Genomic DNA, 22309 nt, shown 5'->3' with positions numbered 1-22309 from the left:
CAACGGATGCAGTCTTCGCCGTGAATGAAAGTCGGCGCCGGGCGTGATGGCTTCACACACCGGAGCCGTACGGGCCCGCGTCACATGATCGGAAGGCGAGATGCCTCAACCGATCGCCGCAAAAGGACGGATGACCCGGCCTGTACCTTATTGATATGGGGGTCCGGGCGATCGAATACGACCCTCGGGCGCTGCGCCCTAAGGGTCTTCTTCCGCCTCGACGGTCCAGACCCGGAAATCCGTCAAGGTGGCTGGGCCGAAGGTTTGCGTCAGCGGAACATCCGCCGCGTCCCGTCCACGCGCAACGAGGATCCTGGCGGTTCGCCGCGTGTTGTTGCGCGGATCGAAGACCCACCATCGGTTGTCGAGGAACACCTCGATCCAGGCCGCGAAATCGCCGGGCGGATGGGGTTCCGGTTCGCCGATATCGCTGAGATAGCCGGTGCAGTAGCGGGCCGGGATGTTCACGCAGCGGCAGAACGTGATCGCCAGATGTGCGAAGTCGCGGCAGACGCCATGCCGCTCGGCGAGGGTTTGGGACGCGGTGCGCGTGGCGCTCGCCTTCATGTAGTCAAAGGTCACGCTGTCGTGGACGAAATCGCAAATCGCCTGCACCCGCGCCCATCCCGGCTCGGTTTTCTCGAACAGTCGCCACGCCTCGTCCGAAAGCAGATCCGTGTCGCAGTAGCGGCTGCCGAGGAGAAAGACGAGTGTCTCGAACGGCAGGTCCTGCACCTCGTGCTGAGCCGCACCGGGCGAAACGGGATCCGGTTCGCCCCCATCCCGGAACACGCCATCAGACGAGATCGTGAAGTCGCCAGCAGGCGCCACCATCCGCGTGCACCAGTTTCCGAAACCGTCGCGGTAGCTTTCGAGCGCCACGCTGGGCGAGGTCACGAGGTAGTCGGCCCGCTCCAGATCGCCGAAGCGCGAGTAGTGCACGTTGAGCATCGCGATCAACGGCGTGGGCTGGGGGAAGTTGAATTGAAAGCGGCACCCGATGCTTACGCGCATGTCAAATTCCCTTCCGCTGCCTCGATGCGCATTCGCCCGTGGCGCGACAATGACGCCGCTTCAGCGGCAACAAACACCATTCCCGCTGCACGACAACACCGAGTGCCCGATCGCGTCACATCCCGATGTTGAGCGAGTTCAGCACCCCGAAGCCACGCAACAGCCAGAGGACGACGAGGATCACGACGACCACGTTCAGGATCGACTTAATCTTTCGATCCATCGGGATATAGGTGTTGATCGCCCAGAGACCGACGCCAACGACGACCAGTGTGATGATCAGATTGATGAGTGACATGTAAGTGTTCCCTGGATGAAGAGTTCAGTCGGACCGAAGCCGGCCCATATATCGTGAAAGCGCCCGGACCGTGTCCAAACGTGCAAGAAGCGTGGTCGACAGGAGATCACCTGCGGGAGTAGCCCCGCAACAGCAGCGCGGCACCTGTGACGACGCCGATCAATCCCCCGATTATATACCACATCGTGGTACCGGTAAAGCGACCGGTCAGCGCCTCCGACATCTGATCGACCGGCGCATTCGATGACTGCCAGCCGAAAAAGAGCAGCGCGACGCCGACCGCCAAGGCGACGAAGCCGAGGGTATTTGTCTGGGTCATGTTTCATTTTCCATTCGGTTGTGGCCTGTCGGTCCTGCACTGGCCGGAGCCATCCAAGGCCCTGACCAGACACCGTTCGCGAAAGGCGAGTTTGACCATAATCGGTCCCCGGCCCGACGCACTTACCTGGATCAGTGCGCCCCGAATGGCACCCGGCCCCTTTCCCGCTCCCGGCAAAAATGCGGGAGGCAAACCTGGATCAGTCTCGAGAATATCATCTCCGCCTATTTTGATCATGGAGAATCCAAGACCCGTCGCGCAAATTCTGTTAATATCAGGACTCATCGAAGCGCCGGTTTTGGTTCAGCGGTTGCCCCTCCCCTGTGTGATCGAGACTGGGGGATGCCGGGCGAACCGCGTTAACCTAGAAAAGGTGACGAAATGAGTTCGAAATCTCTGAAGACAACAACTGCAATCTTTGCCGCGCTCTCGCTCTTGCAGCCGCTTCCCGCGATAACGCAATCCACCATCGCCGGGGAGGGCACGATCACAGGAGAGGGAATCCGGCTTGATACATCCGACCCCCGCTCATTCGAGGAAATCTGCGCCGAGGCCATGATCCTCGACGCGCTCGCCTGCGAACGCCACATCGAGGAACTCCTGGCCGCCGCCGAGGCGGAAGCGCGGGCGGCGTCTGAAGCCGCCGCACAAGCCGCGAGCGACGCCGATGCCGCTGCGCAAGCTGCGACCGAGGCCGATGACGCGGCAAAAGCCGAGGCCGAAGCCGAGGCCGCGGAATTGGCGCGGGTCGCGGCCGAAGCCGAAGTGAAGGCGGCGACGGCGGCCGACACCGTCGCACGGCTCAAGGCCGAAGCCGCGGCCGCGGCCCAGGCCGCGTCGGAAGCGGAAGCGCAAGCGGTGGAAGACGCCGAAGCAGAAGCAGCAGGCGACGCCGATGCCAACGCACAAGCTGAGGCGGAGGCGCAAGCCGAGGCTGAAGCCGAAGCGGAGGCGCAAGCCGAGGCTGAAGCGGAAGCCGCCGCGCAAGCCGAAGCGGAGGCGGAAGCCGAGGCGGAAGCGGAAGCCGAGGCGGAGGCACAAGCCGAAGCGGAGGCTCAGGCCGATGCCGAGGCGCAAGCCGAGTTCGAGGCCGATGCCGCCGCGCAGGCCGCCGCCGAAGCCGAAGAGGCCGCGAAAGCCGCCCCTGAAGCAGAAGTTGAAGCAGAAGCCGACACCACCGAGGAGGCCGAGCAAGAGGACAAGACCGCCGCCGAAACACCGGCGCCGCCTCGCCCCGCATCCGACGCCGAAGATTGCCTCGCCGAAGTGGTCGATCCCGACGGAACCATCCGCTGCGTAGACGAGCTGACCGGTGAGGACATCGCCGCGATCGGGGCCGAGACTGGTGCCGAGGCCGAAGCGGAAACCGAAGTGACCACCGAGACCGTCACCGAACGCACCTACCGCTCCAGCAGCGAGGAGTTCAGTGAAACGACTGCGGACGCCGACGCCGAGGCATCAACTGAAGCCGACGCCGACGCGACGGTGATGGAACAACGCGACAGCGGAATGACCGATCTCCAGAAGGCCGGCCTGTTCGTGCTCGGCGCGGTAGCCGTCGGCGCGATCCTGGCCAATGGCCAAAGGGTGGAAGCCAACACCGGTGATCGGGTCGTCGTGCTCGAAGATGACGGAACCTACCGGGTGCTCAAGGACGACGACGCGCTTCTGCGCCAGCCGGGCTCGGAAGTGCGCACCGAACGCTTCACTGATGGCTCGACCCGCACCACCGTCACCCGTGACGATGGCACGCGGATCATCACCATTCGCGATTCTACCGGTCGTGCACTGCGCCGTATCCGCATCGAACCGGACGGGACCGAATACCTGTTGATCGACGACACCCGGAGCTTCGAACCCGTGGTCGTGCGCAACCTGCCCGAGCCGAATTACGACGACTACGATTACCGCGCGGCGAACGATCGCGAAAGCCTGCGACTGGCGCTGTTGGCAGCCGATCAGCGCGACTTCGGGCGCAGTTTCAGCCTGCGCCAGGTGCGGGATATTGTCGAAGTGCGCGAGCTGGCGCCCGAGATCAACCTCGAGGCAATCACCTTTGCCACGAACTCCGCCGCCGTCCAGCCTTCGCAGGCCGAGCAGCTTCAGCAGATGGGCCAGCTGATGCGTGAACTCATCCGCGACGATCCGACCGAGTTGTTCCTCATCGAGGGCCACACCGACGCGGTCGGCGACGCGGGCTACAACCTCCTGCTGTCGGATCGGCGGGCCGAGTCCGTTGCGCTCGCGCTGAGCGAGTATTTCCGGGTGCCGACGGAGAACATGATCGTGCAAGGCTATGGCGAAAGCTTCCTGAGGATCCCGACCTTGGAGGCCGAACGTCTCAACCGTCGTGTTTCCGTGCGCCGGATCACGCCGCTGGTGCGGTAAACCCAACCGGACCGGCTCCGGGCTTTTCGCGGCAGCGCGCGTCTTTCACGCCTGTCGCGGAACGCCCGGATGCTGATCCATGTTGTGGCGATTAGCCTGAAAATCGCTAGTCTTGAACCGGTGGACGGCCATATGCCGACCATCCAGAAAAGGGGGAAACTATGAACCGGATCATCTACATCGTCGGACTCGTCGTGATCGTGCTGTTAATTCTGGGCTTCTTCGGCCTGCGTTGAGCATGGCGCCCACGGCCATCCGCCGAGCGGCAACCTTATACGTGACGGCCAGCGCCAGTCGATCGAGATTGGCGAGGGTCGATGTGAGCCCCGGCACGATCCGGGGTGACGGACCATTCTCTGGAGAAACAAGATGAACGCCACCGTGAAATCGACCACGAAAGACGCTGCCGACGATCTCAGCCAGCAGATCGAGGATCTGCGGGCAGATCTTGTGAAGCTCGCCAAGACGGTCAGGAACGACATGTCCGAAGGAATCGACGTGGCCGGGCAGCAGATCAGCCAGACCCGTCGCGACGCACAGGCAACGGCCACCAACGCGGTGATCGCGCATCCGCTGACCGCTGTCGGAATTGCCGCAGGTGTCGGGCTTCTGCTCGGCCTGATGGCGCGGAAAGGCTGATATTGATGGCACTGCCGCTTTTCGCTCCGCTTCGCGATCTCCTCGCCGCGCATCTTGGCGATGCGGCGGGGCGGGTCGCGACAGCGGTCGCCACATTGGCGCTCGCGGTGGTGGCCGTGGCCTTTCTTGTCGCGGCGGCGTTCGCCGCGCTCACCGCCGCGTTCGGCTTTCAGACCGCGGCGCTTGTGCTTGCCGCGTTCTTCGCGGTGCTTGCCGTGGCGGTGTTCCTTGTCGGGCGGACTCTTGCAGCCCGCAAGGCAGCGAAGATCGCCGCGGCGCGAAACCGCGCCGCCGCCGACATCGCCTTGGTGTCCGCGCTCACCCGTTCAGCCCGGCCACTGGCCCCGCTTGCCCCGTTGGCCGCGTTCCTCGCGGCCTTCCTGCTGGCGCGGCGGGAGTGACGGGTGCACGGCGGCGTTGAGCCGCCGAACGAAGGCCACCACCACGATCAGGGCCGGCGTCGCGACGAGCGCGCCGGCAGCCCCCCAGAGCCACGCCCCGAAGGCGATCGTCACGAAGACGGCGATCGGGGCGATGCGGATGCGCGCGCCGACGACCGTCGGTGTGACGATGTGGCCTTCGATCGTGTTCAGCGCAACGACAACGGCGAAAGGCGCAAAGGCGACGATCGGGTCATCGAATGAGGCGATCCCTACACCAAGCGTAACCAGCGCCAGGATCGCCATGCCGATGAAGGGCATGAAGTTCAGGAGCGACGCCGCGACACCCCAGAGCGGGGCGTTCGCCACGCCAAGCAGCTGGAACGCAATGGCAACGCAGACCCCGAGCCCCAGATTCACGGCGGTGATCGCCAGCAGGTAGCGCGCAACGTCCGTGCGCACGTCGCGCATGGCCCGACCGACCGCCCGCCGCGCTGAAGATCCCGGGACCATCGACATGCCCCAGCGGGCCAGCATCACCCTGTCGCGCAGCATGTAGAAGGTCAGCATGGCCCAGAAAACCGCCCCCAGGGCAACGCCTGGCGCACTGATCGCCAGGTCGGTGAGCATATTCTGGCCGCCCTCCACCAGCTTGTCGACGGCATCGTCATCCGCGGTGTCGTCGGCGTCATCGACCTTGCCCGGCGCTTGCTGGGCGGTTTCTGCTGTCGGCAAAGCGTTCTCTGGCTCTGTCGAAGGCGTGGTTGCGGAGCCGTCTACTGGCGACGGTGAAAGCTCGGAGAGGATCTGGCGGGCCCGCCCTTCCACATCGCGCAGGATCTGCGGCGCGCGGTCGCTCAGGGCCTCGGCAGAGGGCGCAAGCGAATACGCGGTGAACGCCACACCGACGAGCAGACCGCCGACAACCAGGCCGGCGCAGAGCGATGCGGGGGCTCCGGTGCGCTCCAGCCATCGCACGGTGGGCGCGAGGGCAATGGCGCAGAGCAGGGCCAGCACCGCGGGTATCGCGATCAGGCTGGATGCGTTCAGCGCCGCGAGCATGACCGCACCGGCAACGATGCCCAGCAGCAGCGTCTGGAGCGCGCCGCGATCGAGCATCGAGAACCAGCCGGGCGGCGTGGCCCGGTGCGGCGGTGTCGATGATGCGGATTTGGGTCTCTCAACAGACATGAGACGCGCCAACCTTTCTGAAACCGTCAACGAGCGGATCATGCGGCCTGCCGGAACGGCGGTGGAGCGTAGCGCCGCTCAGCCTGCACCGCGCGATACCGAGGACATGGCCGATCGGGCCAATGCACCCGGCAGACCCCGGTCTATCTGATGCCGCTGACGGAATCGCTGATGCAGGTTAGCGCCGTCGGGGCCGCGACCGGCGAAGATGTTTTCCATGGTCGGCCGGAGTCAGGCCGATTCTGCAGCCTCCAACCGGCTGCGACACAGCCCCAGACAGGATACCGGACCATGGACAAGGACCGCATCAAGGGAACCGTCAAGAAAGCCAAGGGTGCCATCAAGGAAAGCATCGGCAAGGCATCGGACGACTCGTCGCTCGAAGCCGAAGGCAAGATCGAGAAGGCCGAAGGGGCGCTCCAGACCGCATTCGGCAAGGCAAAGGATGCTCTTCGCAAGAGCTGATGCCGGGAACGGCGAAACGAAAGGAAGGGCGCAGCAATGGAAAAGAACAAGAAGAAGAAGGCGGGGGCCGGAACCCCGAAAAGTTCCAAGAAATTGAGCGAATACAAATCCCGCGAGTCCGAAGGCAAAACGAACCAGACCGACGCGGCATTTCAGAAGGCGTTCGGCAAGGGAAAGGCTCTTCCTCACAAGGGATGAGCCCATTGCCGGACGGCCCCGCCGCGGTGTCCCTCTCGCGGCGGGGCCGTTTTTCAATTCGAGTGAACGAAAGGCCGCCATGCTTGGCACCATTCTCATCGCAGTGCTTGTCGTGACGATGCTTGGCGTTCTTCCGATCTGGGGCCACAGCCGGTCTTTGGGCTACGGCCCCAGCGGCACGCTCGGTCTCATCGTGCTGATCCTGATCGCGCTGGTCGTCACGGGCCGTCTGTGACCGCTGCGCTCAGCGCCGGCGCACGGAGTTGCCGCCAGCCAGGATACCGTTGATCAGCGTGGCCACTGCCCTGTGCAACGCATCGCGATCGCCCGAGGGCGCAAGTTCGTGCGCCGCGGCGGCGTCTTCGAGAATCCCGACGATTTCTTTCTCCGGCAGGATGTTGTGATCGTTCAGCGCAAGCAGCAGCGACTCGCAGATCGCCAGCGCGGCGGTTCCGGAAACATCGTTGGGAATGGACATGAGCGCTTCGCTTTCAAGCTAAGGGCAAGGGAACAGCCTCGTTTGGCCAGAAGATTTCACGACTATACCCATTTTCTGTTATCATCGACTGATGCAGAGCAGCCCGAGGCGCCACTTTTCGGCCATCTGCAGTCAATGAATGGATTGCCGCCTACCCCGCATGGAAACCCGAATGTTGAACCTGCAAAGCCCACTGACCCGAAAGCTCTCCGCTTTCGTCGCCTTGTCGGAGTCCGACCTTGCGACGCTGTCGCGCTTTGACCGGCGGAGCAGAACCTTTCAGGCCGGGCACGAATTGATCCACGAAGGCCAGACGAAGGCCTCGGCCTTCATCCTGTCCACGGGCTGGGCCTGTTCCTACAAGATGCTTCCCGATGGCGAACGGCAGATCGTCGATATCCAGATCCCGGGCGATTTCCTCGGGCTGCGGAGCGTTCTGTTCCGCACATCCGATCACACCATCGAGGCCATAACGCGCATCGAAGCATCCGAAGTGCTCGCACATGACATCCTCGATGCCTTCTCCCACGCGCCGCGGCTTGCGACCGCCGTTCTCTGGGCGGCCTCGCGGGACGAGGCGATGGTGGTGGAGCACCTGGTCAACCTCGGCCGCCGTACGGCGGAACAGCGCATGGCGCATTTCCTGCTCGAGCTTGGCGCGCGGCTGCAACTCGTGGGGCTGGGCGACCAGACAGGGTTCGACTGTCCGCTGACGCAGTATCACCTCGCCGATACGCTCGGGTTGAGCGCCGTGCATGTGAACCGCGTGCTGCGCAAACTGCGTGAAGATGGCTTGGTGACGTTCCAGAAAGGACGCGTCGTTTTCGACGATTTCCCCCGCCTTCGCGACATCGCGGATTTCGACACGACCTACCTCGATCAGGACGGCCCAATTCTGCGCTGAATTTCCATCGCGCAGGAACCTGCGCCGGGGCCTCCGCCTGGCGTGCCGGCGGGCCGGTTGAATTGACGAAGCCGCCCCGCCGGTTCGGAAAGACTTCCGTTTACCGGGCGGGGAAGCTTCGCCATTACTGGGAACAAACAATTGACGGCGGAATTTGGCGCCGTCGTGAAAACCTTATCGTCATACACCGGGGCCGGGACTGATCCAGGTTGGTGCCTTGGCATCTTCGCGCGGCTTTCGCGGCATCGTGAAATGACCGGGACGGGCGCGGGTTTCCCCGGCCCGTCCCACTTCGGTGCTTCAGTCCCGCGCTCAGTTGGTCGGGGTGATCACGATCTCGACCCTGCGGTTCTCGGCACGTCCCGCGGCGGATGCGTTGGATGCGATCGGCTCGTAATAGCCACGCCCGGTCACCGTGATGCGTGTCGAGCGCGTTCCCGCGGCCACAAGCTCGCGGGCAACCGCCATTGCGCGATCCTCGCTCAGCTGGTTGTTGTAGGTGGCCGACCCGATGTTATCGGTATGGCCGATGACGCGAACCGTGGAATTGGGGTGGCGCTGGAGGCTCGCCGAGACCGCCCTCAATGCCGGGCGGAATCCCGGGTCGACGACTGCCGACGCGGTGCGGAACGTCACCGTCTCGGGCAGGACCACGTAGAGTTGCGACCCGGTATTGGTGACAATGGCACCTGTCCCGGCCAGCGATTGGCGCAGTTCGCTTTCCTGGGTCGCCAAATTCGCACCGATCGCGCCTCCGACGGCTGCGCCGATGGCGCCACCGATCACGGTCGCCTGGGCGCTTCCACCGATGGCCTGCCCGGCCACCGCCCCGGTCACCCCACCGATCACGGCACCGGTTGCGGTCTGGTTGGCGGTGCCGTCGGTGTTCGTACAGCCAACGAGCGCGAGTGTTGCAGCGGTCACGACAACTGCGAGTGTTTTTCCATGTCTGCCCATCTTCCATATCCTTTCACGGGAGCAACCCGAAAGGCATCTGCCAAGCGGTTTCTCCCAACGAGCGCGAGAATGGCATTGAACCGGGTCAGGCAGGCTGATCTGGGTTAGGCGATTCGCGAATAACACGCTGTGGGCGGTGCCAGGTCCGGATTCCAAGAGCCAGGTCGTCGCGAGATGCATCGCAGCCGCAAGACCGTCGACAGCGGACACGGCTGCAATGGCCGGCACCATTTCTCCACCGACCAGGCCGTCGAACCGGGATGGCGGGGTCGGGGCGCTTCGCTCCGCCCTTCGCCGTCGCGCGGCTGTCATGGCTTGAGGGCAAGAGCGTTTGCGCATTGGCTCAGCACGGAAAGCTGGCTTGCCGCATCGTGAAACGCGAAATTGAGGCCAAGGTTCCCGATCCCGGCAGCCAGTGTGCTCGATCTATCCGGATGATGCGCGAAGTCCACGAAGCCTGTCGCGCCGAAACTGGCGGAAGATAACGCGGCATTTGGTGCGCGGCGCGCGATCCGGCATAATGTCAGGCTTCAACAACCGAGGTTCTCGCTATTGGCCATCTCTTGCGCCTGCGGCAAACCCAAAGCGGCGGCGCGGCACACCCACTCGCAAGCCTGAACATCATCCTGCGGCACGCCCTCGCCGCGCAAGTACAGGGTGGCGACGACCAGCTGGGCCAGTGCATAGCCCTGCTCGGCGAGCAGGTGACGAGGGGCGAATACGCAGGCATCGGGCGCCTGATCATCGGCGGCATGGTGGTGGGCACCATCATCGCGTTGGTCATCGCCTATGCCTTCGGGATCGTCTCGGCCCTGGCCGTTGGTCTCGCGGTTGCCCGTCGCGACAGCCGGAGGGGTGAGAACTCGTGGCACACCGCCCTTGCGGCCGCCCTGGTGCTCTGGCTGCTGGTCTCGATCGCGGCGGTGACGGTGGTGCCTCCCGAAGGGCGGGCGCAATGGATCGGCGCGCTGTTCATCGCGCATCTGCTGGCCGGTGCCGTCGGCACATGGATCGCGCGGCGGGTTTTCTCGCAATCCACCGAAGAAGGTAGCGCATAGGCGAAAGGAACGCGGTGCTGGCCGTGTTTCAGGGCATTCTGGACGGCCTCGCGAACAACCGAGCGCACGCTATGCGCGGCGCTGAGCGGCAAGACGGCGGGCCCGGCGTTTTCCACCTTCCATGCCATCGTCACACCGGCGGCGCACAGGTGTTCGGAAATCTGCGAGCGCAGGTCGGCCAGCATTTCGTCCAGCCAAAGTTCGGGGTGCGAGGCGTTGTTGATGATGTCGCGCAGGTCGGTCAGCGTTTCGCGGATCATCATGTCCTTGCGGGCGATCCCCCGGCTGTGGAGCGCGCCCATCAATTGCAAACCGATATTGCCATGGATGTCGCGGGCAATGCGCTCGCGCTCCTCCGCGACCCCTTCTCATAGGCTTGCCGGTGACCGGTTCGATGCCGTCCGAATTCATCGGCGGCGGCGCCACGCACAACAGCACCTTCGGTTTCAATCCGGTCATCGCGTTGCGGACGGCATCGGCAACACCCGCCATGCAGCTCGGCGATCTTGTCCGCGCTGCCGTCTAGCGGCTTCTCCTTGGCGCGGGAACGTGGCAGTTTCGGCGCGATGAACACCATTCTCCCTGATCCGGCGGCCGGTCTCGATGCCCTCCAGCACAGCCTCGCCGCACGGCTTGTCGCGCGCGGGCCCGGCATTTGGCTTGTTTATGCCCTGCCCGGTGCGGGCAAGTCCCGGCTCTTGCGGCGAATAGCGGAGATGACCGGCGCCCCGGTCCATCGCGGCGCGCCACCCGAACCGACGCAGGGCCCCGGCCCGGTGCTTGTCGATCTGGACCCGGGGCGAACCATCGTTCTGCCCGAAACGACGGAGGCGCTCTGGGTCGTCGCCGCCAGGCCGGCCAGCATCGTCGATCATGCCCGCCACGCGCTCTATGGCCGCCTCGAGGTGATCGGCAATGCCGACCTTTTCCTCCCCGAGGCCGATGGAGTTGCCTCCGGCTGGCCTGCCATCGCCATGCACCGGGCGCGGTCTCCCGACGATGACGCCACGATCCGGGCCTTTCTCGCCGACGTCGTGCTGCCCCGGCTCGAACCCGATCACATCGAACTGATGCAGGCCCTCGCCCTCAGCCGTCACGGCGTTGCCGAAGACCGGCTGGACGATCGGCAGCGTGACGCGCTGCACTGGCTGGCGCCGCTCCTGAAGGTCGACGCCCGGCGGGTCTGGTCGCTGAACCGCAGCTGCGTGGCGGTGAAGATGCTCGGCGACATGCTGGCGGCCGAACCCCTTTCACCCGGCACGGCGGAAGTTCTGTTTCGCTCCGGCCAGCCCGATCACGCGATCCGCTCGCTGCTGCGGGCGGGGCGGCGCAAGGCGGCGCTCGACCTTCTGAAATCGAGTGGCGGGGTGATGTTCGGCCACCTGCACGGCGCCCAGGCGGCGCATGACGTGCTCGCGGCGTTCGGGCCCGACGAGGTCGACCCGGGCGTGGTCGCGCTCCGGGTGATGACGACGATGAAGACCGGACAGGTGGGCTATGCGCGGCGGGTGCTCGACCTGGCACTGGCCAACCGCGACACCGCCGGAGACGCGGAGCTTCGGGTCACCCGGCTGCTGATGGGGATCTACGACGATCGGCGCATGGGCGAGGAGATGATGCAGGAATACGGGGCGCTGCTGGCCGAATTGCCTCCCGACGCGCACCTGTTGCGCGGTGCGATCTACAACATCGCCCTCGACGACCAGATCCGCCGTGGCCTCGGCGGCGAGGTCGAGGCCACGGCGGCACGGGCGCTGATGCATTACCGCAAGGGCAACGCGCCCTACCTCGCCTTCTACATCCACGTTCACCTCGCCCTCATGCAGCTCGTCTCGGGGGCCGCGCCGAAAGCCCAGCCGCATCTCGACCGCGCCGCCCTCGATCTCGCCGCCACCCCGTTCGACACGCCGCAGGATGACCAGTTCCTCCGCCTCCTGCGTGCCCACGTCACCTACGAGCGCGGCGACCCTGAGCCGATGGCCGATTTCGCCGCGCACGCCCTGGAGCACTTCGCCTTTGGCGAACTGTGGCCCACCATCGCCGCGCAGGCGCTCGCCTTCGGCTCCGAGGCGCTGCTCCAGTTGCGCGGGATCGACGCGGCGATGGCTTATCTCGAAGGCTGGCGGGTGCAGATGTGGCGAACGCGCCGGTTCCGCCTGCTGGTGGAGCAACGCGAGATCATCCTGCTGCAAACCGTTCACCGCCACGCCGAGGCGCGGAGCAAGCTCGAGGCGCTGGCAAGCCGGATCGGCCGCGTCTGGATGGACAGCGCGGGTGAAAACCTCACCCACCTGCGCGACACCGAGGATATCGTGCAGGCGTTGATCTGGCTGAGGCAACACACCTTCGAGCGTCCGCGCGACCGGGTGCTGGCCCAGCGCCTCGCCAGCATGGCGCAGAATCCGAACCTCACCTGGCGCCAGGCGCGCAGCGTGCTGATCTGGCAGGCCTGGGCGGAGCGGCGCCAGGGCCGCGTCGACGCGGCCCGCCGGATGCTTGCCGAGGCGCTCGAAACCTGCAGCGCGCGGCAATGCTACGCCCCGGTCATCGAGGAGCGCCCGCTCGTGATCGACCTGCTCGACGATCCGCGCATGGCCGGCGGCCCGATGCGCCGCGCGCCGGTGCCGCGCAACCTGCGGACGGCCTACCGCGCCGGCGCGGCGCGGGCGCGCGGGCTTTCGCGGCAGGAAACGCGGGCGCTCCACCTCGTGGTCGAGGGCTGTTCGAACAAGGAGATCGCCCATCATCTCGGGGTGAGCCTGCCCACGGTGAAATTCCACCTCAAGAACCTGTTCACCAAGCTCGAGGTGTCGGACCGCAGGGCCGCGGTTGCCGTGGCGCGCCAAACCGGGTTGGTCGAGGGATAGCGCAAAAAACCTATCCTCATTGCCACGAAAACTATCCCCAAAACCGCTGGCTCGTTCGCTTGGCGCGCTGTTAGCCTCGCCGCTGTCGAATGGGAAAGGTCTTCTTCGTGGCATCGGGCTTCATTGAATTTCTGCTCAGACGGATCCTCGGCTTCGCCGTGATCCTGCTCGTGCTGTCGCTGATGATCTTCGCGCTCGCCCGCGTCGTGCCCGGCGATCCAGCCCGCATGGCGATGGGACCGTCGGCCAGCGCCGAGCAGGTCGAGGCGATGCGCGAACAGATGGGGCTCAACGATCCCCTGCCGACGCAATATTTCCGCTTCCTGTCCGGCGCCGTGCGCGGTGATTTCGGCGTATCGCTGATTTCGGGCCGGCCGGTGACCGAACAGATCCTGCGGCTTCTGCCGGCCACGCTCGAACTGGTGCTCGTCACCCTGCTGCTGATGATGGTTCTCGGCGTGCCGCTCGGTGTGCTTGCGGCGCGCTACCGAAACGGCTGGGTCGATACGCTCCTGCGCCTGATCTCGATGGTCGGCGTCACCATGCCCGCCTTTCTCGTGGCGATCCTTCTGCAACTCTTCGCCGCCTTCTACCTCAGCGACTGGCCGCTTCTCGGGCGGATCGACCGCGGCATTGAGCTCCCCGGCGGTCCGACCGGCCTTCTGCTGATCGACGGGCTCCTGGCCGGGCGGCTCGACGTGGTGCGCAGCGCCCTGCAGCACCTCGCCTTCCCCGCTTTCGCGCTGGCGCTTTCGGGCATCGGCCAGATCATGCGGCTGACCCGCTCGGCGATGATCGAGAACCTCCGGCGCGACCATGTGCAGACGCTGCGCAGCTTCGGCGTGCCCGACCGGGTTGTGACGTTCCGCTACCTGCTCAAGCTCTCCTCGATCGCGCCGCTCACCATCATGGGGCTCGAATTCGCCTCCCTGATCGGCAACGCCTTCGTGGTGGAAATGGTTTTCGCATGGGGCGGCTTCGCCTCGCACGGGCTGGAATCGATCATGCAGAACGATCTCAACGCGGTGATGGCGGTGGTGATGGTCTCGGGCATCTTCTTCGTTCTGGCCAACCTCGCGATCGACATCCTGATCGGGGTGATCGACCCGCGCCTGCGCCTGAAGGAGGGCCGCTGAATGCCGAGCCCCGACGACACGATGCGCGCCGTGGAGGAAGAGACCCCCGTCATCCTGTCGGCCCGCCGGATGGCCTGGATGCGCTTTCGCTCCAACCCTGCCGCGCTGATCGGCGGCTTCATGGTGATCTCGGTGATCCTCGCGGCGATTTTCGCCCCGCTGATCGCCCCCTACCCCGAGGCCGCGGGAAACACGATCGATTTCGCCAACCGCCACGCCGCCCCTTCCGCCGAGAATTTCGCCGGCACCGACAAGGTCGGACGCGACATTTTCAGCCGGGTGATCTTCGGCTTCCGCGTCTCGCTCCTGCTCGTCATCGGCGTGCTCGGAATCGCCGTGCCGGTGGGCGCCGCGCTCGGGCTTGCGGCAGGCTATTTCGGCGGCCGCACCGAATTGCTGATCACCGGCTTCACCAACGTGATGCTCGCGATCCCGCCGCTGGTGATCGCGCTCGCGGTGGGCAGTATCCTGACCCCCACGCTGGTCAACGCCATGATCGCGATCGCGCTGCTGTGGTGGACCTGGCACGCCCGCCTCGTCTACCGGGTGGCCAAGTCGGTGGCGGCGGAGGATTTCGTCGAGGCGGCGCGGCTGGCGGGGGCCTCGCACTGGCATGTTCTCACCCGGGAAATCCTGCCCAATTGCATCGCCGTGATCTCGGTGAAAACCACGCTCGATGCCGCCTTCGTCATCCTATTCGGCGCCACGCTCTCCTTCCTCGGCCTCGGGGTGCGCCCGCCCACGCCCGACCTCGGCTCGATGGTGGCCGACGGCCGCCAGTTCCTGCCCGAGATGTGGTGGGGCGTGTTCTTCCCGGCGCTCGGCATCTTCTACGCCACCCTGGGCTTCAACCTGCTCGGAGACGGGCTGCGCGACATGTTCGACGTGGAGGTCTAGGCGATGGCACTGCTCGATATCCGCGACCTCAACGTGTCGTTCACCTCCTACGGCCAGCGCACCCACGTGCTGCGCGACGTCTCGCTGAAGGTTGGCGAAGGCCAGCGCGTGGCGCTCATCGGTGAAACCGGCTCCGGCAAATCGGTCACCTCGAAGACCGTGCTCAACACCCTGCCGGGCAACGCAAGCGTCGAAAGCGGGCAGGTGTTCTGGCGCGGCACCGACTTGCTCACCCGGCCCGACCGCGAGCGCGAAAAGCTCAAGGGCATCGAGATGTCGGTGGTGATGCAGGACCCGCTGTCCTCGTTCAACCCGGTCTTCACCATCGGCCACCACCTCGACAGCGTGCTCTACTGGGCCGACCGGCGCGCCGGCCGGCGGCGTGGACGGGCCGAGCGCACCGCCCATATCCGCCAGGTGCTGCGCAAGGTGCAGCTCGCCGATCCCGACCGGGTCATCGCCGCCTGGCCGGCCCAGCTCTCCGGCGGGATGCGCCAGCGCGTGCTGATCGCGCTGGCGTTGATGAACCGTCCCGCGATGCTGATCGCCGACGAGCCCGGAACCGCCCTCGACGTGACCACCCAGGACGAGATTCTGCGGCTGATCAACGATCTGGTGACGGAGGAAGGGCTCTCGCTGCTGATGATCACGCATAACCTCGGCGTGGTGCGTATGACGGCCGATTACGTCTACGTCATGCGCAAGGGCGTGATCGTCGAACACGGCCCGCTCAAGCAGATCTTCGAAGCCCCGCAAACCGATTACTGCCGCGAGTTGATCGGCGCCATTCCACCGCTCTACGGCGCGGCGGTAAAGGACCAGCCCCTGTCCGGCGAGCCGCCACTGGTGAAGCTCGAAAACGTCTCCAAGCGCTTCACCCGGCGCCACCTGCTGCGGCGCGACGAAACCGTCGACGCCGTGCGCAACGTGAGCCTCGAGGTTCCGCGCGGAGAGATCTTCGGCATTGCCGGCGAGAGCGGTTCGGGCAAGACCACGCTCGCGCGCATGGTGATGGGGATGCTCGGCGCCACGGAAGGCGAGATCGTCATCGACGGCGTGCGCCTGACCGACCATGCCGAGGGCCGGATCGACCGGCGCATGGCGCAGATCGTCTACCAGAACCCCGGCACCTCGCTGAACCCCAAACGCACCGTCGCCCAGACGCTCGACGTGCCGCTCCACTTCGCCGGGCTCGACAAGGCCGCGCGGGCGCGCCGCACCGACGAACTTCTCGAACGGGTCGACCTGCCCCGGCATTTCGCCTCGCGCTACCCGCACGAGCTATCCGGCGGGCAGAAGCAGCGCATCGCCATCGCGCGCGCGCTCGCCGCCGACCCCAAGCTCATCGTCCTCGATGAGCCGACCTCGGCGCTCGATGTTTCGGTGCAGAAGCGGGTGATCACCCTGCTCGAGGAGCTGCGCAGCGACCTGGGCCTGACCTACCTGTTCATCAGCCACGATCTCTCGCTGATGCGCAACTTCTGTTCCCATATCGCGGTGATGCTGCGCGGCGAGGTGGTGGAACAGGGCACCCCCGCCGAGGTCTTCGCCGATCCCAGGCACCCCTATACCCGCGCGTTGATCGCCGCGGTCCCCGTCATCACCGACGCGGAGGACGCCGCCAAGCCGGTGGTGACCGAAGCCGAGAAGAAAAGGTTCCTCGTGTCCTCGGCGGCATGAGCTTGAAGGAGAAAAAAGAAATGGTCTTGAGACTTGGTATCGATGTCGGGGGCACCAATACGGATGCCGTGATCCTGGATGGGCGCAAGGTGCTCGCGGGCGTGAAGCGCACCACGACCGAGGACGTCATGTCGGGTATCGCCGCCGCGCTGGAAGCGGTCATCGAAGCGGCCGGCATCGCGCGCGATGCCATCGACGTGGCGATGATCGGCACGACCCATTTCACCAACGCGGTGATCGAACGCCGCGCGCTCGACCAGGTCGCCGCGATCCGCCTCGGCCTGCCCGCGACGGCCTGCCTGCCGCCGATGGTCGACTGGCCCGCCGATCTTGTCGAGGAAGTTGGCGGACACCGCTACCTGCTGCACGGCGGCTACGAGTTCGATGGCCGCGAGATTGCCCCGCTCGATACCGATGGCCTGCGCCGCATCGCCGACGAGATCGTGGCCAAGGGCATTCGCGCCGCCGCCGTGTCGTCGGTGTTCTCGCCGATCAACCGCGACATGGAGGAAGAGGCCCGCAAGATCCTCACCGAGGCGGTGCCGGGGCTTTCGGTGGTGCTGTCCAGCGAGATCGGCCGGATCGGCCTGCTTGAGCGCGAAAGCGCGGCGATCATGAACGCAAGCCTGCTCTCGCTCGCCGACAAGACCGTCACCGCCTTCGGCGACGCGCTCAAGGGCGCCGGGCTGCACTGCCCGTTCTTCGTCACCCAGAACGACGGCACCCTGATGGCGGCAGACACCGTGCGCCGGTTCCCGGTGCTCACCTTCGCCTCCGGCCCGACCAACTCGATGCGCGGCGCGGCCTTCCTCACCGGGGTGAAAGACGCCATCGTCATCGACATCGGCGGCACCACCACGGACGTGGGCGCGCTGCAGAAGGGCTTTCCGCGGCAGGCCTCCACGGTGGTCGACGTCGGCGGCGTGCGCACCAACTTCCGGATGCCGGACGTCTTCTCCATCGGCCTTGGCGGTGGAACCATCGTCTCGGGCGAGGGCGAGAGCCTCAAGGTCGGGCCGCAATCGGTGGGCTACAGGCTCACCTCGGAGGCCCGGGTGTTCGGTGGCGAGGTGCTCACCTGCACCGACATCGCCGTGGCCTCGGGCGCGGCCGACATCGGCGACAAATCCGCCGTGGCCGACCTCGACCCCGACTATATCGCTGCGGTCCGTGCCCGCATCGCCGAGATGCTTGAAACCGCGGTGGAACGCAGCCGCATCAGCCCCGAACCCCTGCCGGTGATCGCGGTTGGCGGTGGCTCGATCCTTGCCCCCGACCAGATCGGCGGCCTCGAAGTGCTGCGGCCGGAAAACTTCGCCGTCGCCAACGCCGTCGGCGCGGCGATCGCCCAGATCTCGGGCGAGGTCGACCGGATCTTCGCCCTCGACAAGCGCACCCGCGAGGAATGCCTGGGCGATGCCGACGAGGAGGCGCGCGAGATCGCGATCCGGGCTGGCGCAGTGGCCGAAACGCTTGAAGTGATCGAGCGCGAGGACGTGCCGCTTGCCTACCTCCCGGGCAACGCCACCCGCATTCACGTCAAGGTGGTTGGCGATATGGGTGGCCTCGATGCGTGAACGCGCGGACGGCACCTGGAGCCTCGACGAGACCGACCTCGAAGCGCTCGAGATCGGCTCGGGCATCCTCGGCACCGGTGGCGGCGGCAATCCCTACATCGGCAAGCTGCGCGCCCGCGAAGTGCTGCGCGCGGGCTACGATCTGCGCATCCAGCCGCTCGACCAGCTGGCCGACGACGCCCAGGTGGTGCCGATCGGCGGCATCGGAGCGCCGCTGGTGTCGTTCGAGCGGATCAAGGAGGGGCGCGAGGGATTGCGCAGCCTGCGCGCCCTGGAACAGCGCCTCGGCTTCACCGCCGACGCGGTGGGCTGCGAGGAGATCGGCGGGCAGAACTCGATGGAGCCGCTCGTCACCGGGGCGCTCGCCGGGCTCGCCGTGGTCGATGGCGATGGCATGGGGCGCGCCTTTCCCGAAATGCAGATGACCAGCTACGCGATCTACGGCCACCAAACCACGCCCTCGGTGATGTGTGACCCGCACGGGAACGTGGTGATCTTCGACCACGCGATCAGCGAGAAATGGCACGAGATCATGGCGCGGGCCTGCGTCGTGGCGCAAGGCGGCGCCTCGGTGATGGCCTCGGCGCCGATGTCGGGCGCGTTCATGAAGCGCTACGCGATTCCCCACACCTACACCCAGGCGATCGAGCTCGGCCACGCCGTGATCGAGGCGCGCCGGGCCCACGCCGACCCGATCGCGGCGATCTGCGAGCGTGAGGGCGGCAACCATCTGTTCTCGGGCAAGATCGTTGACCTCAAGCGCCATTTCAAAGGCGGCTTCAACGTCGGCGTGGCCCAGATCGAGGGGGTGGAAGGCTGGTCCCGCTCGAAGGCCGAGATCGTGATCCAGAACGAGTTCCTGATCTTCAGCCGGGATGGCGAGGTCGAGGTCTGCGTACCCGATCTCGTGGTGGTGCTCGATCTCGACTCGGGCCTGCCGCTTACCACCGAGGTGCTGCGCTATGGTCAGCGCGTCGCGGTGCTGGCGCTGCCCAGCCACCCGCTGTTGCGAACCAATGACGCGCTCGACGTGATCGGGCCGGCGGCCTTCGGCCACCCCGAGATCGTCTTTCAACCCATTCCCACAAAGGAGGCCGCTCAATGAGCTTTTTCATTGGTCCCGACGATATGGAGGAAATCGCGCTCGGAGGCGCCTTCCTGGGCACCGGCGGCGGCGGTGACCCCTATATCGGAAAACTCATGGCCCGCTCGATCATGGAACGCGAGAACGTGTCGGTCGAGGTCGTGCCCGGTGAAGAGGTGCCGGACGACGCGCTTTGCGTGCCGGTCTGCATGATGGGCGCGCCGACGGTGATGGTCGAGAAGCTGCCCAGCGGCGACGAGGCGCTCGACGCGCTGAGCGCGCTCGAAGACTATCTCGGCCGCAAGGCGGACTACCTGATCTGCATCGAGGCGGGTGGGCTGAACTCCACCATCCCCTTCGCGGTGGCTGCGCATACCGGCCTGAAGCTGATCGACGGCGATGGCATGGGCCGGGCTTTCCCCGAGCTGCAGATGGTGAGCCTCACCCTGCACGACATCGCCGCCACGCCGATGGTGATCGCCGACGACAAGGGCAATTCCGGCGTGCTCAACGCGATCTCGAACCTCTGGACCGAGCGCCTCGCGCGCGCCGTAACCGTCGAGATGGGCGGCGCGGCGCTGGTGGCGCTCTATCCTATGAGCGGAGCGGAGATGAAGAAGGGGCTGCTGCACGGCACCCTTTCTCTCGTGCGCGAGGTCGGCCACACGATCCTGACCGAACGCCGCGCCAATCGCCACCCCGGCGACGCGCTGATCGAGCGCTGCAACGGCTATGACCTTTGCACCGCCCGGGTGATCGATATCGAACGGCGCACGACCGGGGGCTTCGCGCGCGGCGTGGCCCGCCTGCGCGGGCTCGACGCCGATCAGGGCCGGGAGTTCAAACTCTCGTTCCAGAACGAGTTTCTCTGCCTCGAAGACGACGAGGGCCGGCCGCTTGCGCTGACGCCCGACCTGATCTGCGCCCTCGACGCCGATGGCGGCCTGCCGGTCACGACCGAGTCGCTGCGCTACGGCCTCGGGTTGCGTCTCATCGGCCTGCCCGCCGATCCGCAATGGCGCACCCCCGGCGGCCAGGCGCTCGCAGGGCCGGGTTACTTCGGCTACCCGCACGCCTTCGAACCGCTTGAAAAACTGGCAGGGAAACACCGTGCCGCATAACCCGACCAACAAGGAGAACCAACCATGAAGAGATATCTGACATCCACCGCGCTTGCGCTTGCGCTCACCGCGCCGCTGCCGGCCGCAGCACAAGACGACGCCGTGAGCATCAGCGTCAACATCGTGCAGATCGTCGGCACGATCGACCCCTCGAAGGTTACCGACTACACCGAGTACATGGCGGCGGTGAACCTCTATGACGCGCTCACCGCGGTGATGCCCGACGGCAGCGTTCAGCCGCAGCTCGCCGCGAGCTGGGAAATCGCCGACGACAACCTGACCTATACCTTCACCCTCGCCGACGGCGCGACCTTCACCGACGGCTCCCCGGTGGAAGCCTCCGACGTGGTCTACTCGGTGCAGCGCCTGCTTACCCTCAACGACGGACCGGCCTATCTCTTTGCCGATATTCTCGAAGCCGACAACGTGCGCGCCGTGGATGATCGGACGGTCGAGTTCACCCTGTCCAAGGTGTTCTCGCCCTTCCTCACCGTCACGCCCCTGCTCTTCGTGGTGAACGAAGAGGCCGTGCAGGTCAGCGACGACGATCCCTGGGGCGAGCTGTTCCTCGCGGAAACCCCGGCGGGCGCCGGGCCTTACGTGCTCAAGGATTGGGTGCGCGGCAGCGAGATGACGCTTGCGCGCAACGAAGCCTACCACGCCGGCTGGCCCAACCAGCGCCCGATCGACGAAGTCCGCTTCATTGTCACCCGGGACGAATCCACCGTCCGGTCGCTCGCCCGGCGCGGTGAACTTGGCATGTCGTCGCAATACCAGTCGAACGAAACCTACGAAGGCATTGCCGCGCAGGACGATTACCGGCTGATCGAGGCCGCCACGGCAACCGGCTTCTACTTCAAGGTCAACAACCAGCTCGCGCCCACCGACGATGTCCACGTGCGCCGCGCGATCGCCCTCGCCACCGATTACGACACGATCCGCAACGTGATCTTCCCCGGCGGCGTGATGGAAGGCCCGCTGGCCAACATCTTCGCCGACGCGGTGCCCGAAGGGGTGAGCGCCCCGGTGTTCGATCTCGAGGCGGCGCGCGCCGAACTGGAAAAATCGCCCTATTTCACCGGCGAACCGATCCAGCTGGTGCACGGCTACGTGGCCAATACCGCGTTCGAGGAAGAAATCGCGCTGCTGATGGCGGCGAACCTGTCGCAGATCGGCATCGAGCTCACGCTCCAGCCCGATCCGTGGAACCGCATCACCGAGATTGCCTCCTCGGTCGAAACCACGCCGCATTTCAACCAGATCTTCTACGGCCCGACCTACCCGTCGCCCGACTCGGTGTTCTACGTGCAGTATCACTCCGATGCCGCCGGCACCTGGGCCTCGATGGATTGGGTGCTCGACGACGAGATCGACGAGTTGATCACCCAGTCGCGACAGGAAACCGACCTGGACGCCCAGAACGCGCTCTACCGCGAGATCTACACCCGGCTGAACGAAGACCAGCGCACCATTCCCCTGCTCGCCCAGAGCCAGCGTCACGCCATGCACGTCTGCCTCGAAGGCTTCGACTGGGTGCCGATGCAGAGCGTCGAGTTCGATTTCTCGCGCTATTACTGGACCTGCGAATAACGCCTGTCCGACCGCATCGCCGATTACCCGTGGCCCGCCCCCCAAGGCGGGCCACGTTGGTTTCAGGC

The 22309-nt window shown here is 65.8% G+C and carries 24 protein-coding genes; 18 read left to right on the top strand and 6 right to left on the bottom strand.

Translation table 11 applies throughout. The features are described from left to right. Window positions 1-198 precede the first annotated feature (198 nt). The 3 genes from IEW01_RS05640 to IEW01_RS05630 all read right to left on the bottom strand — a co-directional run bounded on the left by IEW01_RS05640 (window position 199) and on the right by IEW01_RS05630 (window position 1631). Window positions 199-1014, bottom strand: coding sequence for a transglutaminase-like domain-containing protein (locus tag IEW01_RS05640; protein WP_188526595.1), 816 nt, complete (start codon window positions 1012-1014; stop codon window positions 199-201). A gap of 115 nt (window positions 1015-1129) precedes the next feature. Beyond that, window positions 1130-1312: a Thivi_2564 family membrane protein gene (locus IEW01_RS05635; protein WP_188526594.1), complete on the bottom strand. Its 183-nt coding sequence runs from the start codon at window positions 1310-1312 to the stop codon at window positions 1130-1132. Between the two features lie 106 nt (window positions 1313-1418). Beyond that, entirely contained in the window at window positions 1419-1631 is a 213-nt protein-coding gene (locus IEW01_RS05630; protein WP_188526593.1) for a DUF3185 family protein, read from the bottom strand. Between the two features lie 381 nt (window positions 1632-2012). Between IEW01_RS05630 and IEW01_RS05625 the strand changes: the two genes are divergently transcribed. The 3 genes from IEW01_RS05625 (at window position 2013) to IEW01_RS05615 (ending at window position 5059) form a co-directional block, all read left to right on the top strand. Continuing rightward, window positions 2013-4019 carry an OmpA family protein gene (locus tag IEW01_RS05625; RefSeq protein ID WP_188526592.1) on the top strand — a complete coding sequence of 669 codons (2007 nt, stop codon included), beginning with the start codon at window positions 2013-2015 and terminating at the stop codon, window positions 4017-4019. A gap of 369 nt (window positions 4020-4388) precedes the next feature. Beyond that, entirely contained in the window at window positions 4389-4658 is a 270-nt protein-coding gene (locus IEW01_RS05620) for an ElaB/YgaM/YqjD family protein (RefSeq protein ID WP_188526591.1), read from the top strand. A gap of 5 nt (window positions 4659-4663) precedes the next feature. Beyond that, entirely contained in the window at window positions 4664-5059 is a 396-nt protein-coding gene (locus IEW01_RS05615) for a hypothetical protein (RefSeq protein WP_188526590.1), read from the top strand. Here IEW01_RS05615 and IEW01_RS05610 read toward each other — a convergent pair. Continuing rightward, complete coding sequence (locus tag IEW01_RS05610) at window positions 4985-6271, bottom strand: AI-2E family transporter (RefSeq protein ID WP_188526589.1); 1287 nt, start codon at window positions 6269-6271, stop codon at window positions 4985-4987. The genes IEW01_RS05615 and IEW01_RS05610 overlap by 75 nt on opposite strands. 249 nt (window positions 6272-6520) lie before the next feature. On the opposite strand from IEW01_RS05610, the gene IEW01_RS05605 reads away from it, so the two are divergent. From IEW01_RS05605 to IEW01_RS05595, 3 genes are all read left to right on the top strand, one after another. Beyond that, window positions 6521-6694, top strand: coding sequence for a CsbD family protein (locus tag IEW01_RS05605; protein WP_188526588.1), 174 nt, complete (start codon window positions 6521-6523; stop codon window positions 6692-6694). Window positions 6695-6730: 36 nt separating this feature from the next. Next, window positions 6731-6892 (top strand): hypothetical protein, encoded by a 162-nt coding sequence (locus IEW01_RS05600; protein WP_188526587.1) that lies wholly within the window; start codon window positions 6731-6733, stop codon window positions 6890-6892. Between the two features lie 79 nt (window positions 6893-6971). Further along, window positions 6972-7127 (top strand): DUF3309 domain-containing protein, encoded by a 156-nt coding sequence (locus IEW01_RS05595; RefSeq protein ID WP_188526586.1) that lies wholly within the window; start codon window positions 6972-6974, stop codon window positions 7125-7127. Window positions 7128-7136: 9 nt separating this feature from the next. Here the strand turns inward: IEW01_RS05595 and IEW01_RS05590 are convergent, their stop codons facing one another. After that, on the bottom strand, window positions 7137-7370 hold the full coding sequence (locus IEW01_RS05590) for a hypothetical protein (protein WP_188526585.1): 234 nt from the start codon (window positions 7368-7370) through the stop codon (window positions 7137-7139). 172 nt (window positions 7371-7542) lie between these two features. Here IEW01_RS05590 and IEW01_RS05585 point away from each other — a divergent pair, with 172 nt between their 5' ends. After that, the gene (locus tag IEW01_RS05585) at window positions 7543-8274 is read left to right on the top strand and encodes a Crp/Fnr family transcriptional regulator (RefSeq protein ID WP_188526584.1); all 732 of its coding nucleotides are present in this window, start codon (window positions 7543-7545) and stop codon (window positions 8272-8274) included. Between the two features lie 312 nt (window positions 8275-8586). Here the strand turns inward: IEW01_RS05585 and IEW01_RS05580 are convergent, their stop codons facing one another. Then, on the bottom strand, window positions 8587-9198 hold the full coding sequence (locus IEW01_RS05580) for a YiaD family glycine zipper/OmpA-like lipoprotein (protein ID WP_229738086.1): 612 nt from the start codon (window positions 9196-9198) through the stop codon (window positions 8587-8589). A 596-nt stretch (window positions 9199-9794) separates the two neighbouring features. On the opposite strand from IEW01_RS05580, the gene IEW01_RS05575 reads away from it, so the two are divergent. The 11 genes from IEW01_RS05575 (at window position 9795) to IEW01_RS05525 (ending at window position 22241) form a co-directional block, all read left to right on the top strand. Further along, window positions 9795-10289, top strand: a complete 495-nt coding sequence (locus IEW01_RS05575; protein ID WP_188526582.1) for a hypothetical protein — start codon at window positions 9795-9797, stop codon at window positions 10287-10289. Between the two features lie 14 nt (window positions 10290-10303). Further along, window positions 10304-10663, top strand: coding sequence for a hypothetical protein (locus tag IEW01_RS05570; RefSeq protein ID WP_188526581.1), 360 nt, complete (start codon window positions 10304-10306; stop codon window positions 10661-10663). A gap of 8 nt (window positions 10664-10671) precedes the next feature. Further along, on the top strand, window positions 10672-10815 hold the full coding sequence (locus IEW01_RS05565) for a hypothetical protein (RefSeq protein ID WP_188526580.1): 144 nt from the start codon (window positions 10672-10674) through the stop codon (window positions 10813-10815). A gap of 40 nt (window positions 10816-10855) precedes the next feature. Then, the gene (locus tag IEW01_RS05560; RefSeq protein WP_188526579.1) at window positions 10856-13156 is read left to right on the top strand and encodes a helix-turn-helix domain-containing protein; all 2301 of its coding nucleotides are present in this window, start codon (window positions 10856-10858) and stop codon (window positions 13154-13156) included. Between the two features lie 89 nt (window positions 13157-13245). Further along, window positions 13246-14292, top strand: a complete 1047-nt coding sequence (locus tag IEW01_RS05555; RefSeq protein ID WP_188526578.1) for an ABC transporter permease — start codon at window positions 13246-13248, stop codon at window positions 14290-14292. Continuing rightward, window positions 14293-15189 (top strand): ABC transporter permease, encoded by an 897-nt coding sequence (locus IEW01_RS05550; RefSeq protein ID WP_229738085.1) that lies wholly within the window; start codon window positions 14293-14295, stop codon window positions 15187-15189. It abuts the gene before it with no gap. Between the two features lie 3 nt (window positions 15190-15192). After that, a complete protein-coding gene (locus IEW01_RS05545; protein WP_188526577.1) occupies window positions 15193-16869 on the top strand; it encodes a dipeptide ABC transporter ATP-binding protein in 1677 nt (558 codons plus the stop codon). A gap of 20 nt (window positions 16870-16889) precedes the next feature. Beyond that, a complete protein-coding gene (locus IEW01_RS05540; protein ID WP_188526576.1) occupies window positions 16890-18446 on the top strand; it encodes a hydantoinase/oxoprolinase N-terminal domain-containing protein in 1557 nt (518 codons plus the stop codon). Continuing rightward, the gene (locus IEW01_RS05535) at window positions 18439-19551 is read left to right on the top strand and encodes an S-methyl thiohydantoin desulfurase family protein (RefSeq protein ID WP_188526575.1); all 1113 of its coding nucleotides are present in this window, start codon (window positions 18439-18441) and stop codon (window positions 19549-19551) included. Before IEW01_RS05540 ends, IEW01_RS05535 begins: the two co-directional genes overlap by 8 nt. Further along, a complete protein-coding gene (locus IEW01_RS05530) occupies window positions 19548-20651 on the top strand; it encodes an S-methyl thiohydantoin desulfurase family protein (RefSeq protein WP_188526574.1) in 1104 nt (367 codons plus the stop codon). Before IEW01_RS05535 ends, IEW01_RS05530 begins: the two co-directional genes overlap by 4 nt. A gap of 24 nt (window positions 20652-20675) precedes the next feature. Next, window positions 20676-22241, top strand: a complete 1566-nt coding sequence (locus tag IEW01_RS05525) for an ABC transporter substrate-binding protein (RefSeq protein WP_188526573.1) — start codon at window positions 20676-20678, stop codon at window positions 22239-22241. The last annotated feature ends 68 nt before the right edge of the window (window positions 22242-22309 follow it).

The organism is Sinisalibacter lacisalsi (assembly GCF_014640115.1).
Taxonomy (GTDB): domain Bacteria; phylum Pseudomonadota; class Alphaproteobacteria; order Rhodobacterales; family Rhodobacteraceae; genus Sinisalibacter; species Sinisalibacter lacisalsi.
The sequence above is the reverse complement of the archived record's forward strand: the minus strand, read 5'-3'. Positions and strand labels throughout refer to the sequence as shown.

What these genes read in the sequence shown, in the direction of transcription:
- IEW01_RS05605 (WP_188526588.1), top strand. Translation starts at nt 6,521, where the DNA reads ATGGACAAGGACCGCATCAAGGGAACCGTCAAGAAAGCCAAGGGTGCC.
- IEW01_RS05640 (WP_188526595.1), bottom strand. Translation starts at nt 1,014, where the DNA reads ATGCGCGTAAGCATCGGGTGCCGCTTTCAATTCAACTTCCCCCAGCCC.
- IEW01_RS05615 (WP_188526590.1), top strand. Translation starts at nt 4,664, where the DNA reads ATGGCACTGCCGCTTTTCGCTCCGCTTCGCGATCTCCTCGCCGCGCAT.
- IEW01_RS05530 (WP_188526574.1), top strand. Translation starts at nt 19,548, where the DNA reads ATGAGCTTTTTCATTGGTCCCGACGATATGGAGGAAATCGCGCTCGGA.
- IEW01_RS05535 (WP_188526575.1), top strand. Translation starts at nt 18,439, where the DNA reads ATGCGTGAACGCGCGGACGGCACCTGGAGCCTCGACGAGACCGACCTC.
- IEW01_RS05595 (WP_188526586.1), top strand. Translation starts at nt 6,972, where the DNA reads ATGCTTGGCACCATTCTCATCGCAGTGCTTGTCGTGACGATGCTTGGC.
- IEW01_RS05560 (WP_188526579.1), top strand. Translation starts at nt 10,856, where the DNA reads ATGAACACCATTCTCCCTGATCCGGCGGCCGGTCTCGATGCCCTCCAG.
- IEW01_RS05545 (WP_188526577.1), top strand. Translation starts at nt 15,193, where the DNA reads ATGGCACTGCTCGATATCCGCGACCTCAACGTGTCGTTCACCTCCTAC.
- IEW01_RS05600 (WP_188526587.1), top strand. Translation starts at nt 6,731, where the DNA reads ATGGAAAAGAACAAGAAGAAGAAGGCGGGGGCCGGAACCCCGAAAAGT.
- IEW01_RS05525 (WP_188526573.1), top strand. Translation starts at nt 20,676, where the DNA reads ATGAAGAGATATCTGACATCCACCGCGCTTGCGCTTGCGCTCACCGCG.
- IEW01_RS05620 (WP_188526591.1), top strand. Translation starts at nt 4,389, where the DNA reads ATGAACGCCACCGTGAAATCGACCACGAAAGACGCTGCCGACGATCTC.
- IEW01_RS05625 (WP_188526592.1), top strand. Translation starts at nt 2,013, where the DNA reads ATGAGTTCGAAATCTCTGAAGACAACAACTGCAATCTTTGCCGCGCTC.
- IEW01_RS05585 (WP_188526584.1), top strand. Translation starts at nt 7,543, where the DNA reads ATGTTGAACCTGCAAAGCCCACTGACCCGAAAGCTCTCCGCTTTCGTC.
- IEW01_RS05555 (WP_188526578.1), top strand. Translation starts at nt 13,246, where the DNA reads ATGGGAAAGGTCTTCTTCGTGGCATCGGGCTTCATTGAATTTCTGCTC.
- IEW01_RS05540 (WP_188526576.1), top strand. Translation starts at nt 16,890, where the DNA reads ATGGTCTTGAGACTTGGTATCGATGTCGGGGGCACCAATACGGATGCC.
- IEW01_RS05610 (WP_188526589.1), bottom strand. Translation starts at nt 6,271, where the DNA reads ATGATCCGCTCGTTGACGGTTTCAGAAAGGTTGGCGCGTCTCATGTCT.
- IEW01_RS05635 (WP_188526594.1), bottom strand. Translation starts at nt 1,312, where the DNA reads ATGTCACTCATCAATCTGATCATCACACTGGTCGTCGTTGGCGTCGGT.
- IEW01_RS05590 (WP_188526585.1), bottom strand. Translation starts at nt 7,370, where the DNA reads ATGTCCATTCCCAACGATGTTTCCGGAACCGCCGCGCTGGCGATCTGC.
- IEW01_RS05550 (WP_229738085.1), top strand. Translation starts at nt 14,293, where the DNA reads ATGCCGAGCCCCGACGACACGATGCGCGCCGTGGAGGAAGAGACCCCC.
- IEW01_RS05630 (WP_188526593.1), bottom strand. Translation starts at nt 1,631, where the DNA reads ATGACCCAGACAAATACCCTCGGCTTCGTCGCCTTGGCGGTCGGCGTC.